This is a genomic window from Vibrio sp. THAF190c (assembly GCF_009363355.1).
Lineage (GTDB): Bacteria > Pseudomonadota > Gammaproteobacteria > Enterobacterales > Vibrionaceae > Vibrio > Vibrio fortis_A.
Window position 1 is genome coordinate 167,375 of the sequence record NZ_CP045340.1, and the last position, 12,226, is coordinate 179,600.

General features: G+C 43.2%; 13 protein-coding genes. 8 read left to right on the forward strand and 5 right to left on the reverse strand.

Annotated elements, in window-relative coordinates; all coding sequences use genetic code 11:
• Positions 1-63 precede the first annotated feature (63 nt).
• Positions 64-783 (reverse strand): gamma-glutamyl-gamma-aminobutyrate hydrolase family protein, encoded by a 720-nt coding sequence (locus FIV04_RS23425; protein WP_152470833.1) that lies wholly within the window; start codon positions 781-783, stop codon positions 64-66.
• Between the two features lie 99 nt (positions 784-882).
• Here FIV04_RS23425 and FIV04_RS23430 point away from each other — a divergent pair, with 99 nt between their 5' ends.
• From FIV04_RS23430 to FIV04_RS23445, 4 genes are all read left to right on the forward strand, one after another.
• A complete protein-coding gene (locus FIV04_RS23430) occupies positions 883-1,686 on the forward strand; it encodes an AraC family transcriptional regulator (protein ID WP_152470834.1) in 804 nt (267 codons plus the stop codon).
• Positions 1,687-2,077: 391 nt separating this feature from the next.
• A complete protein-coding gene (locus tag FIV04_RS23435; protein ID WP_152470835.1) occupies positions 2,078-2,905 on the forward strand; it encodes an AraC family transcriptional regulator in 828 nt (275 codons plus the stop codon).
• A 34-nt stretch (positions 2,906-2,939) separates the two neighbouring features.
• Positions 2,940-3,536, forward strand: coding sequence for a LysE family translocator (locus tag FIV04_RS23440; RefSeq protein ID WP_152470836.1), 597 nt, complete (start codon positions 2,940-2,942; stop codon positions 3,534-3,536).
• 22 nt (positions 3,537-3,558) lie between these two features.
• Positions 3,559-3,969: a DUF2000 family protein gene (locus tag FIV04_RS23445; protein ID WP_152470837.1), complete on the forward strand. Its 411-nt coding sequence runs from the start codon at positions 3,559-3,561 to the stop codon at positions 3,967-3,969.
• A 201-nt stretch (positions 3,970-4,170) separates the two neighbouring features.
• On the opposite strand, the gene FIV04_RS23450 is transcribed toward FIV04_RS23445, so the two are convergent.
• Positions 4,171-4,995: an NAD(P)-dependent oxidoreductase gene (locus FIV04_RS23450; RefSeq protein ID WP_152470838.1), complete on the reverse strand. Its 825-nt coding sequence runs from the start codon at positions 4,993-4,995 to the stop codon at positions 4,171-4,173.
• A 143-nt stretch (positions 4,996-5,138) separates the two neighbouring features.
• Here FIV04_RS23450 and FIV04_RS23455 point away from each other — a divergent pair, with 143 nt between their 5' ends.
• Positions 5,139-6,020, forward strand: coding sequence for a LysR family transcriptional regulator (locus FIV04_RS23455; protein ID WP_253895623.1), 882 nt, complete (start codon positions 5,139-5,141; stop codon positions 6,018-6,020).
• A gap of 121 nt (positions 6,021-6,141) precedes the next feature.
• Here the strand turns inward: FIV04_RS23455 and FIV04_RS23460 are convergent, their stop codons facing one another.
• The gene (locus tag FIV04_RS23460; RefSeq protein ID WP_150873016.1) at positions 6,142-6,387 is read right to left on the reverse strand and encodes a hypothetical protein; all 246 of its coding nucleotides are present in this window, start codon (positions 6,385-6,387) and stop codon (positions 6,142-6,144) included.
• A gap of 487 nt (positions 6,388-6,874) precedes the next feature.
• On the opposite strand from FIV04_RS23460, the gene FIV04_RS23465 reads away from it, so the two are divergent.
• Positions 6,875-8,911: a S8 family serine peptidase gene (locus tag FIV04_RS23465; RefSeq protein WP_152470839.1), complete on the forward strand. Its 2,037-nt coding sequence runs from the start codon at positions 6,875-6,877 to the stop codon at positions 8,909-8,911.
• Between the two features lie 9 nt (positions 8,912-8,920).
• Positions 8,921-9,268, forward strand: coding sequence for an ATPase (locus FIV04_RS23470; RefSeq protein WP_152470840.1), 348 nt, complete (start codon positions 8,921-8,923; stop codon positions 9,266-9,268).
• A 166-nt stretch (positions 9,269-9,434) separates the two neighbouring features.
• Here the strand turns inward: FIV04_RS23470 and FIV04_RS23475 are convergent, their stop codons facing one another.
• A complete protein-coding gene (locus FIV04_RS23475; protein WP_253895625.1) occupies positions 9,435-10,199 on the reverse strand; it encodes an SDR family oxidoreductase in 765 nt (254 codons plus the stop codon).
• Between the two features lie 109 nt (positions 10,200-10,308).
• On the opposite strand from FIV04_RS23475, the gene FIV04_RS23480 reads away from it, so the two are divergent.
• A complete protein-coding gene (locus FIV04_RS23480; protein WP_152470841.1) occupies positions 10,309-11,193 on the forward strand; it encodes a LysR family transcriptional regulator in 885 nt (294 codons plus the stop codon).
• A gap of 14 nt (positions 11,194-11,207) precedes the next feature.
• Here FIV04_RS23480 and FIV04_RS23485 read toward each other — a convergent pair whose 3' ends face one another.
• Positions 11,208-12,125, reverse strand: a complete 918-nt coding sequence (locus FIV04_RS23485) for a LysR family transcriptional regulator (protein ID WP_152470842.1) — start codon at positions 12,123-12,125, stop codon at positions 11,208-11,210.
• Positions 12,126-12,226 lie beyond the last annotated feature (101 nt).

The window sequence follows — 12,226 nt, forward strand, 5'->3', positions numbered from 1 at the left end:
CGTCAGTGGGATGAGAAATTGAATAAAGTTGAGTCAGCAGTTCATCTACTGACTCCAACAAAATCAACCAATACCTAATTGGTATCTCTTTTCTAACTTGTCTAAGAAGACATGTAGTATCTGGTTCATCTCACCATAATCATGTTGTAGTAAGGCAGTAGAGTCTTCGACAAATCTGAACTTGCTTGGATCGGGTAACTCATCATTTTCAATGAGTAACGATACGACGTGTTTGGTCAGTTCCATATGACACTGAAAGCCGAAAACTAGCTCACCATATGCCACAATTTGCCTTGGACATCCTTCGCTATGAGCTATGATTTGCGCGTCGTCTGTTAGTCCCGGCATATCGTTATGCCAATGACCTACATTGAGTGTTTTACCAAAGTGACTGAATAGTGGATGTTGTAAGCCTGATTGAGTCAATGTAATTGGGTACTTGCCGATTTCACGCTCAGGGCTGTGCTTAAAGTGGGCCCCTATCGCTTCACCTATTAACTGAGATCCCAAACAGATGCCTAGTACCACTTTTCCAGCATTGATGGCTTTTTCTATCAGCTCTTGCTCTCCTTTGCTATCAAAGTAAGTACATTGCTCAGTCGTTGTCGCGGGATCTTGTGGGCCTCCCATCACAATAAGAAAGTCAATATCGTCGATGTCTTGGAGGAGCGAGTCTCCTTGGTAAACTCGAGAGTAGCTGATGGTATGCCGGTGTTTTTCCGCCCAAGATTCGTAGGCGCCAGGAGCCTCAAAGTATTCATGAACAATGAAGTGAATATGCATCTTTCTTCCTCTTACTAAATGTTAGAGTTGAGATGTTATATTAAACCTCGATGGCGTAATTTATAATAACAGGCATGTTATATAGATAAGTCGCCAATCATGAACGCTAATGACCTGATAGAACAGTTTCCCAATCAGCAGTTAATCACTAAATCGACCAGAATGGCTGCTGGCTATATCGATGACTTCCACTCTCATCCATGGCATCAAATAGTGTTTCCAGTTAAAGGGTTATTGCAGTCGAATATTGGTGATACGTGTGCAATCGTCCCGCATAATGGGATGCTCTATATTCCCTCCAATACTGTTCATAAATCCGTGGCGGTTTCCGATACGGTGTTTTTGGCGGTTTATTTGAATCCAGACAAGTTCATTCAATATAGTGACCGCCCCAAATCCTGTAAGGTAAGCTCCTTTATGAAGGAGTTGCTCTTAACTTTGTTTGATGCTCCAACGCTCTCGCAATCTGAATCTAATGTTTCAAATCTGCTTGCGGTATTACGAGATCAGATTGAGATGGCACATAGTTATGAAATACCTTTGCTGATGCCTAGAGATAAACGCCTTCTATCGATATTTTCGCAGCTTAAGCAACAACCTGACCTGCCGTACACGTTGAAGGAGTGGGCCCCAAAAGTTGGTGCATCTGAGAGAACGCTATCTCGACTGTGTTCAAAGGAGTTCTCTCAATCATTTGCACGATGGCGGCAAAATATAAGGTTGGTTTTATCTTTGCAGATGTTGGATACAGATATGAGCATACAGACTATAGCCACCAGTTTAGGCTACTCATCTGACTCCGCATACACGTATGCTTTTAAGAAAACCTTTAATCAGACACCAAGCAGCTATCGACGTCATATGTTGAAGAACAGGTTTATGGATAACTTTCTAATCAATTAATTTGATATCATTTTGTCATAAAATAACTCCGTTAATAGAGATTGTTCAATTTAAGTTAATTGGCAATTATATTCTATTCTCTCTTGCGCCAATATCTTATTTTATATAAGTCATAGCCGTATCGGTTTGTTGATTATTATAATTTATAGGTGAATGTATGGACATGAGAAAAACTATTTCAGTTATTACTGCTCTATTGATTTTTTCCAAAAAGTGTATTGTTGGATATGTTGATTTCTGTGATAAGAACGTCATAGTAGATTATTGGTGTTTAAATAAGGTTAGAAAACTGGAAGGTAGAGACAACCAATAAATAGAGCAATTTCGTTCTAGTCGGGCTTGTGGTGAGGTCCTATACTTGGATAACGTAATGAGCATATGAGTTGAGTGAATGGAAGAGCAATTTAAATACCTACTTAGCCCGCACACTGATGGTTTGAGTGCTTTCTCCGCAAAGATGACAGAGTTTAGCTATGCTAAGCACGCTCACGAAGAGTACAGCATTGGAATCACTTGCACTGGTCGTCAAGACTTCTTTAGTGACGGGGCTTACCATAAGAGTAATGCAGGTAATATTGTCTTTTTTAATCCTGAACAGGTTCATGATGGCTGTGCTGGAGCTGGGTTACCCTTGGAATATCAGATGCTGTATATACCGAAGCCTTTGATGGTTAACTTGATGCAATCAGTCGGTGATTTCAATTCAAATCATGCTCGGCTTAGTAGCTCGCTATTTCATGACACTGGTTTACGTCAGCAGGTATTTACTCTAATGCATCTGATGCAAAACCCTGACGAGTATTCAGCCATTGAGGAAGAGCAAATGCTTCTGGGTGTGGCCCAATCTATCTTGCGCGTTGGTGGAGGTAGGGTAGAACAGAGATCACCACAAACTAGAAATGATGCATTGATCAAGAGGGCTAAGGAGTTCATTCATTACAATCTAGGGCGCAAGATTACCGTGGATGAAATCGCCAATGCTGCATGTGTCTCTAAGTTTCACTTTATTCGTATGTTTAGTGAACAAGTGGGTATGACACCTCACCAATACGTTCTCATCTCAAGAATTAACAAATGCAAGATGGCGTTAGAATCTGGTGAAAAAGCGGTTGATATGGCGATGGAGCTAGGCTTTTCTGATGTCAGTCATCTTAATCGTAAATTTAAAAGTATTTTTGGAATCACTCCGAATCAATATCAGCGCCAATTGTTTACCTAATTACCTACAACAGTAAAATCAAGATACAACATATATGATTGATATATTTCTTTATGCCTTTGGTGTGATGTATACGCCAGGGCCAGTGAACGCTATTTGTCTAAATAGTGGTATTCAAAAGCAAGCTAGGATTGTCTATTTTTGTTTTGGCGTCTCTTTCGCTCTATTTATTTTATTCTCTTCAGTATCTTTAGTTGGAGAGGGAATTATGAATGAGGCCTTATTAAAATGGACGTCAGTCTTAGGTTCAGCATACATTCTTTGGCTCTCATATAGGATTTTTGCTACTCCAATAGAGACTCCGGAGATGGTAGAGAGTAAACCGATCACTTTTCGCGATGGATTGTTACTTCAGCTATTGAACCCGAAAGGAATAACCGTTGCTCTGCCAGTTGCAACAGTGCAATTCCCTGCGGCTGGTATCACTGGTGGTCATATTTTTGTGTGGTGTTTTGCTTTGGCTGTGCTCGCTTTTGGTGCACCTCTGGTTTATTACATTTTTGGACGATTGCTAGGTAACAATATTCGTCAAACTAGCTATTTAAACGTTGTAAATAAACTAATGGCCGTCTTTCTATTTTTCGTTGGTTTAAATATGGGGATTACCCCTCTGCTTGAACAACTATCTTGAATAACATTTACTAAGGATTACCATGCAATTTGATACAAAATTTGCCATTGTGGTTGTTGATGACTTGCCGGTTTGGAAAAAGCTCAATGTTGTTGCATTTTTATCGGGGGGAGTGACAGCGACTTCAGAAGTGACGACAGGGGATGTATACCAAGATGCTAATAGTAATGAATACTTACCGCTATGTGTTCAACCAATCATTGTTCTGAAAAGTACTAGAAGCAAGTTGTCTACTATTATTCAAAGAGCACAACGAGAAGGTGTCAAAAGCTCAGTATATATTGAAGACATGTTTGCGACTGGACATGATGACGCTAATCGAGAAACGGTTTCCCAATATGAGACAAAAGATTTGCCTGTCGTTGGTGTTGCAATGTGCGCTCCCGGGAAACTTGTCGATAAAATAGTCAAAGGCGCAAAGTTACATGATTAATGCGGTCGGAAATTAAAGGATGTGAAGTCATGGTGTCGGAGACGTTGGCATCTTTATTCTTATAGTTTTTCCAAAAGCCTGCTAACGAGACGAATCTCATGCAGGCTGTGTGGTTTCAAGATATTTGGCTAAGCCGTCGAGTTGTTTAACCTTTAATAATCCTGCTGTATACGATTAACCAGTCATTACCAGCCAATGATCTTATTTATTGATGTCGGCATAGGTTGTTAAGTTCTTCCAAAACTTTTTCTCAGGCTCTTCTTGGTTCCGTGTTGCGGCTATGCTGTCATTTGGCAGCATGACATTCCACATCTTAAAAGCATCCGCTTGTGGATCGTATCCTAAACGAGCTTTTGTTTCGGAGATGTCCAGTCTCTTAAATCTATTATCAGAAATGCCATGAGCAATCATAAAGGGCTGATTGGTTAAGTCAGACTCGATGCTCTGAAGTATTAAAGAAGATAAATCGTTGGGCTCACTCCACGCGCTTAAATCTCTTGAACTAAGCTGACTCCATTCGTCAGCGAACTCAAACGCGCCAATTCGAATGGCAATGACTTCCAGGTTTGTTTGATAGGCATAGTATGCTCCAAGTGCCTCACCAAACGCTTTACTGACGCCGTATAGGTTTTTGGGGCGAACGGGCATGTCTTCTTTCACTTGTACGTCAAGCGGGTAACTCTCAATTGTTTGAGCGCTACTTGCATAGATTATGCGTTTCACACCTGCGTCAGAAGCGCTTTGAAATATATTGTATGTGCCTATGATGTTTGCCGGTAGCAAGTGCTCGAATGGTGTATCCGGAGACGCTAAGCCAGCTAAATGTATAACGACGTCGATATCATGTTTCTCGAACACATCATGAGCCTCTGCGATATCACTAACATCTAATCGTACGCTGCGTTTTTCAGTAATCTTGAGGTCAGCAAGGATCAGATGGAAGTCTGGGCAATGAGCATCCAAATACTTGACCAATGCACTGCCAACCCTGCCATTTGCACCTGTAATTAAAATCGTTTTTGACATCTCTCATCTCCGCTAAATGACACAATGCCCAAATGCAAGAAGTGCTCTAAATTCGCATACTTTTGTTTGGGGTTGTGCTTTCAATTTGGGGTTAGACTAATTACCATAGTGATATTAGTAAATTGATATAATTTAATACCGATATGAAGAACGCTAATATCAGTGTAATGATGTTGAAAGCACTAGACTCATTGCGAGAAACAGGAAGCATCAGCCGAACAGCGGAGCAGCTGCATGTAACACAAGCGGCGGTTAGCCATGCAGTCAAAGCCATTGAAACAGTTTTAGAGACACCAATAGCCGTTAGAGGATCAAGAGGCGTTACGCTTACAGAGGCTGGGTTGGCAGCAAGTGAATCTGCTACTGTCGCCCTTGGTGCAATTAATGACATCTTGAAACTAGCAGGATCTTCTATCTCAGGAACGGTGAGTGTGGCGGCGATCAACTGTGTGTCTAGGGTCATCCTCTCTGAAATACTGGTGAGCATCCGTAGAACGCATCCTAATTTAGAGATCAATTTGTTTACTGGCACCGATCAAGAAGTAGAGCAATGGGTAAAAACGGGAATTGCAGATATTGGTGTCGCATATAACATGGACCCATCTTGCAGTGAGTTACTCTTTGACGATGAATTTTATTTCATTGCTCCCTATGGGCAGCAGAAAACATCGACTATCGACTTAGAAAATTTGAATGATAGGCCTATTATCGTGTCATCTTCTGGGTGCGAGATCTTCGTACAAGAGTTGTTTGATAGGTATAAGAAAAAGCTAAAGATAAAGACAACGGTTTCAGATACCGCTGCCCTGTTTTCTATCGTTGGATCTGGCTACGGTACGTCACTAATTCCCGGTCTAGCGTTCCCTGATGATTGGAAAAAGCAGGTCTCACGCCAGTGTGTTTCCCCAACTTTACGCTGTGAGCTCAGATTAATGTGTGCCCCAGACAAAGCGGAACATAGTGAAGTTCAAACGCTACTGAACGAAATCCGTGAAGTCGCTAAAAATAAAAAGCCATTTATCTAACCTCTAGATTTCAATTTGAGATTGCCTTGGTTGTGTTTGAACTCAATTCGAGACGCTATAAGTGATGGGTTGGTATCGTTTGGGGACATGCTTGTAGTGACAAAAGGAACAAGTCATCTGCTTATTTGTTGGATAGATGCCCCGTCTTCTTCGCTAACTGTTGCATCGCTTCTGCAAAGGTTGTTGTCCCACCTTTTGCTTTAACCTGAACCACCTTAAACCCCATTTTCTCCAGCGCTTTGCGCTCTTCCACAACGGCTTTGTCATCTTGCTGACTGCCTGGTACTGGCTGATGAATATAACACCCTTCTAGTTGGCCATCTTCAACTAGCTGGTGGTGTTTCAGTGCATTTATATCAAATTTCATAGTCATTCTTTTCGTTATTTATGTTGAATTTTTGGAGCGAGGTTGAACGTACTTGTAGATGGTACCTTACGGCATTTTGAGCGCGAAAAGCTAGTGAAAAGAGATCACGAAACAGCATGTTATTGAGTATGTCTTGCATTTGGTGATGACTAATTATGCAATCTATCAGTTTTCATTGTGACCATTGAGTGACTGAGGGGGGAATCAAAGTCAAAGGTTTTATAAATTTGGAATAAATACTCAAGTAAAGTAACTCAAAATTCATGTTTTTGGTTGATAATTGTCTGTTTTACAAGCGGTAAAGTGGATGTTGAGTGTTCACTCTTTTGGTTTATCGAGTGACTATCGCTCAAAAATTAAACATTTGTGTGGTGAATGATTTGGACTTTAGAGCAATTAATTTATAGCTGAATAGCCCATTCGGGAATTTTATAAATGATTCTTGATGGGCTATGTGTGAATAAAAATATGCTAAAGGAAAAAGCAGATGCACTATACAACGTTAAAAATGAAAGGCTTAATGCCACTGTCTGCCATAGCAGTGGCAATGACATTCTCTATGTCAGCGCAAGCGGCACCATTCTCTGGATTCGATGAATCTAACTTGCCGACCAAATACATCGTCAAGTTTAAAGAAGATACGTCGAGCCCTTCACTGATGGGTGGAAACTCATTTTGGGGACCACGCATTGTGCAGGAGTCGGTATTAGATCAGCTCAAAGCACGTAAAGTAGAAAAGCTAGGAAACAGCGCTATCTACAGTGTGGAGATGGAAGACTCAGAGTTGGGGAAACTGCGTAATCGTAGTGATGTTGAATATGTGGAAATTGATCCACCACGATACCTGTTAAGCGAAACCACCCCTTGGGGATACGAAGCAGTGAATGCTCAGCTTTTGGATGACTCAAACGCTGGCAACCGTACCGTGTGTATTATCGATTCAGGCTACGATCTCGCTCATAACGATCTGAGTGGTAACCTTGTGTCTGGTACTAACGACAGCGGCACCGGTTCTTGGAGCGTACCTGGAAACAATAACGCGCATGGCACACACGTAGCAGGCACCATCGCTGCGATTGCGAATACTGAAGGCATTAAAGGTGTGATGCCAAACCAAAACGTGAATCTGCATATCGTCAAGGTATTCAATGAAGCGGGTTGGGGCTATTCGTCTAGTTTGGTGAAAGCGGTACAAACGTGTGCGGATAATGGCGCGAACGTGGTTAACATGAGTTTGGGTGGTAGCCAATCAAGTGTGACCGAAAGAAATGCGCTAAAAGCCTTTTACGATAAAGGGGTTCTGTTGATAGCCGCTGCTGGTAATGATGGCAATACAGCGCACAGCTACCCAGCATCTTACGACTCCGTTATGTCGGTTGCTGCGGTTGATGATAAGAGCGATCACGCCGCGTTTTCTCAAGCAACAAATCAAGTTGAGATTGCAGGCCCGGGTGTAGCCATTCTATCTACGGTGACGTTAGGCGAAGGCAAACTATCCGACATCAAGCTAAACGGTGTCAGCCAGTTTGAGCGTGGTATTGTGCCGCACAACCGCTTGGTTCAGAGTGGCGGTAGCTACGGTCCTGATCCAGTCGCAGGTTCAATCACGGCAGAACTGGCAAGCTGTGAGGTCTCTGATAGCCGTTTCAATTGTGGCGATATGTCGGGCAAAATTTGTTTGACGGAGCGTGTCGGCAATCAATCATCGGGTAGCTACCCTGAGATTGATGCAGTTCAAGCGTGTTACAACGCTGGAGCAAGCGCTGCGATTGTTTACAGTAACTCCGAACTACCGGGTTTGCAGAACCCTTTCCTTGTTGACCAAAACAACGCAGCACGCATGGTATCGGTGACGGTTGATCGCGCGTTTGGTCAAGAACTGGTGGGCTATGTCGGTCAAGAGATCACGGTTTCAACAACCAAAGGTGAAGACTACGAGTACTACAACGGCACTTCCATGGCAACACCACACGTAACAGGTGTTGCGGGCTTAGTGTGGAGCTATCACCCAACCTGTACCGCTGCACAGGTGCGTAATGCGCTGATCAAGACAGCAACAGATATCGATGTAGTAGGGCGTGATAATCGTACTGGTCATGGTCTTGTAAACGCAGATGCTGCGAAGCAATACCTAGATGCGGGTTGTAATGGTCCTGACGGTTCCGGTAATGGAACCGATCTAAACAGCTACACCAATTCTGATGCAGTTGCGATCCCTGATAACAGTACTGCAGGCGTTATTAGTGAGCTTGATGTGGTTCGTACTGGTGATGCGGGTTTGGTAACGATTGATTTAAATGTTGCTCATACTTACATTGGAGACTTGCGTATCACGCTGACCTCTCCAACGGGCGGACAAGTGGTGCTGCATGACAATCAAGGCGGTAGTGCCAACGATATAAATACCTCTTACCAAGTCGACTTCTCTGGTTTCGAGTCTCAGGGTGTTTGGGAACTAAAAGCGGTAGACAATGCCAGAAGAGACACAGGAACCATCAACAGTTGGACACTAACCTTTCAATAAGGAGTGACTATGAAGGCGTTGAACTTAGTTTCATTGTCCGCAATGGGTGTGAGTGCGTTTTTAGCACTCGGGCTGAGCTCAAATAGCTTGGCTAACAACCAAGGTTTTCCTTTGGTAGATAAACGCCCTGAGCAAGCTGAGCAACAACCTACGCGTTACTTCGTTAAGTATATAGAAGGGAAGGAAAGCGAGGTGAGAGCGCTTCTTCAACAGCACGACATTCAAGTAGTCGATGTGCTGGTGGAACAGAGTGTGCTGGTCGTGACTGGCGAGCAATCTGAATTGGATAAGCTTGCTAACTACGAATCAGTGGAATACACCGAGCTCGAACCTGTGCGAAGGCTGTTGTCTCAGTAAAGCGCTTCAATAATCTGTTCAAATATGCAAACGCCCCTTACTCGAGGGGCGTTTTTTTTTCATTTCAAACTCTATTCTTGTTGGTCTCGCTAAACTGCAAATGACTAGGTTGACTTGCTCGTGCAACATCAGACCTCTAAAGCTAAGAATTGAGCAGGATATTCGATTAAACGAGCCCACCGTTAGCACGAATAACTTGGCCATTTATCCATGCTCCATCGTTACCAACAATGAATGAGACGACTGATGCTATGTCTTGCGGTGTACCAAGTCTGCCGAGAGGGGACATGTTGGCCAGTCTATCAACTACATCTTTTGACTTGTCTTTTAAGAACAGATCGGTCGCTGTCGGGCCTGGGGAAATAGCGTTAACGGTGATCTCCTTCCCTCTTAACTCCTTAGACAATACCCGAGTCAGTGTCTCTACAGATGCTTTAGTTGCGGCGTAAATGCCGTAAGTTTCCATGTTAAGTTCGGTTACAGACGAGGATAGGTTGACTATCCTGCCGCCATGAGCCAAATGCGCTGCAGCTTCTCTCAATGTATAGATTACCCCTTTAAGGTTGATATCAATTTGTCGAGCGACTGATTCATTCGATATGTCAGCGATTGGTGCCAGCTCCATGACGCCTGCATTGTTAACAAGTACATCTATTGAGCCCAGCTCATGCTGTATGTCATGAAACATTTGTTGAACGGCTGAAGGGTTGGAAACATCAGCACGATAAGAGATTGCCTTACCACCCTCAAACTCGATCTCCTTTATTATCTCATCTGCCAAGTCACTTTGGCGGGAGTGGTTTACAACGAGAGTAAATCCATCCTTTGCCAGTTTCTTTGCTATCTCTGCACCAATGCCTTTTGAAGAACCGGTAACTAGTGCAACTTTACCTTTGCTTTTTATTGAGTTCATTCCAAATAGATTAGTCATAATGGGCTTTCCGTTTTCGTTGTTTGTTAACTCGAAAAACCTTAGCACTTAACTAAATTCGGATAATCGGCTATAAATTGGTAACTGAATTCAATATTTACGAACAATCATGGATAGAATTGATGCCATGCGAGTGTTTACTCGGGTGTTAGAGCGTCGCAGTTTTACTCTTGCGGCTGAAGACTTACAGATGCCTCGTTCGACAGTGACCGATGCAGTCAAAAAGCTCGAACTAAGATTAGGCGTTCGTCTTTTTGAGCGGACGACGAGACATGTCAGTCCGACGTTAGACGGGGAGAATTTTTACAAACGCTGTATCTCCATCATCAAGGATATTGAAGATGTAGAAAGTTTGTTTACCACGCAGCAGCCTAAGGGCAGGCTTCGTGTCGATGTTCACGGGACCCTCGCTAGGCATTTTATTCTTCCTAGATTATCGGAGTTTCTTAGCAAGTACCCAGAGATAGAGCTATTTATGAGTGAGGGAGATCGGCTGGTTGATCTACTTCGCGAGGGTATAGATTGCGTGGTTCGCGTCGGCGAGCTGCATACTGACGAGCTGGTTGCGAGGAAGCTCACCATGTTAGAAGAAGTGACCGTCGCTTCTCCGGATTATCTGCAAAGGAACGGGATACCAAACTCCTTGGAGGAACTGTCTAACCATAAAATGGTGGGGTTCTGTGTAACCGGACAATCGGCGCCGATGCCACTAGAGTTCTCTGTTAAAGAAAAGCTACTGTTTAAGAGTCTGCCAACGTCATTGTTAGTAAACTCGGCGGAATCATTGGTTGATGCAGCAAAAACTGGATTAGGCATCATCCAAGTGCCCAAATATCATGTCGAAAATGACCTGAGAAATGGCAGTCTAGTGGGACTGCTCTCAGAGTTTCCTCCAGCGTCTTCTCCAGTCTCGATTCTTTACCCGCGCACGCGAAATGACTCACCACGCGTTAGAGTGTTCATTGAATGGCTTCAAAGTACATTAGATAAATGATGGCTTATTTTGAATCACTCATACCCTTGAGAGGATAGGAAAGAGTGAATCTGTTCTCTTTTCTCTCTCATAAACTCGATAAACAACTGAGACTTTTGAGGAAGGTGAGTTCTATCTTGGTAGACCAATAGCATGGTTTTGTCTTGCGGAACCCAAGGTTCGAGAAGGAGTTTGAGTTTGTTTTCCTTAAGCTCTTTGTACAGCATGGATATAGGAAGATAACAAATGCCAACGCCTTCTATGCAAAGCTGTTTGCTGACAAAAAAGTCATCGCAGGTCATGCTCCCCGCTTGAGATATTTCAATCGTTTCGTGGTCATCACTGAAACGCCAGGGTAAGAAATATCCTTCCACATGGTTTCGAATGCACGGCAACGATGTTAGCTGATTTGGATGGCTAATTTCTGGAAGTTGGGCTGCAAGTTCACTCGATATAGCGAGTACATACTTCACTGGAGACAAGGTCATTGCGACCAATGATGAGTCATTTAAGGGGCCGAGTCTAAACGCAAAGTCTAAGCTCTGCTTTGTCATATCTTGATAGCGGTTTGATGACGCGAGGTTGATTCGTATCGACGGATAACGCGCCTGAAACTCTGCGAACAGTGTTGCGAGTAAATTTTGACTTAATGCTCGTGGCGCCGTGATGTTCAGGGTTCCTACTGGTTTATTTGCAGCATCTTCTGCTTGGTGATAAAGCTCACTAACTGTGTCGGCGATCAATTGTGCTTTTGGCAGAACTTGCTGTCCTAGTTCAGTAAGTGACAGCGATCGAGTAGAACGATTAATCAGTTTACCGCCTAATTGCTCTTCCAACTGCTGAATTTTTCGGCTGACGGTCGTTGTTGGTAAGTTCAATTGCCTCGCTGCTTCGGCAAAGCTATTCAGTTCGATGACTTTTGCAAACAAAGGTAGTGCAGATATCTCTTTCATTGTGCTTCTCTTGTCCCGTATATGGGATAGTGAAGCCCACTTGTTGTATCTAGTCAATATAAACGGGATTAACTAAAGTATATCCATACCGCAGCATTCAC

Bases quoted from the DNA above. Each gene is read 5' to 3' on its own strand.
- FIV04_RS23445 (WP_152470837.1), top strand. From the start codon at position 3,559: ATGCAATTTGATACAAAATTTGCCATTGTGGTTGTTGATGACTTGCCG.
- FIV04_RS23435 (WP_152470835.1), top strand. From the start codon at position 2,078: ATGGAAGAGCAATTTAAATACCTACTTAGCCCGCACACTGATGGTTTG.
- FIV04_RS23430 (WP_152470834.1), top strand. From the start codon at position 883: ATGAACGCTAATGACCTGATAGAACAGTTTCCCAATCAGCAGTTAATC.
- FIV04_RS23460 (WP_150873016.1), bottom strand. From the start codon at position 6,387: ATGAAATTTGATATAAATGCACTGAAACACCACCAGCTAGTTGAAGAT.
- FIV04_RS23450 (WP_152470838.1), bottom strand. From the start codon at position 4,995: ATGTCAAAAACGATTTTAATTACAGGTGCAAATGGCAGGGTTGGCAGT.
- FIV04_RS23440 (WP_152470836.1), top strand. From the start codon at position 2,940: ATGATTGATATATTTCTTTATGCCTTTGGTGTGATGTATACGCCAGGG.
- FIV04_RS23480 (WP_152470841.1), top strand. From the start codon at position 10,309: ATGGATAGAATTGATGCCATGCGAGTGTTTACTCGGGTGTTAGAGCGT.
- FIV04_RS23425 (WP_152470833.1), bottom strand. From the start codon at position 783: ATGCATATTCACTTCATTGTTCATGAATACTTTGAGGCTCCTGGCGCC.
- FIV04_RS23485 (WP_152470842.1), bottom strand. From the start codon at position 12,125: ATGAAAGAGATATCTGCACTACCTTTGTTTGCAAAAGTCATCGAACTG.
- FIV04_RS23475 (WP_253895625.1), bottom strand. From the start codon at position 10,199: ATGACTAATCTATTTGGAATGAACTCAATAAAAAGCAAAGGTAAAGTT.
- FIV04_RS23465 (WP_152470839.1), top strand. From the start codon at position 6,875: ATGCACTATACAACGTTAAAAATGAAAGGCTTAATGCCACTGTCTGCC.
- FIV04_RS23455 (WP_253895623.1), top strand. From the start codon at position 5,139: ATGAAGAACGCTAATATCAGTGTAATGATGTTGAAAGCACTAGACTCA.
- FIV04_RS23470 (WP_152470840.1), top strand. From the start codon at position 8,921: ATGAAGGCGTTGAACTTAGTTTCATTGTCCGCAATGGGTGTGAGTGCG.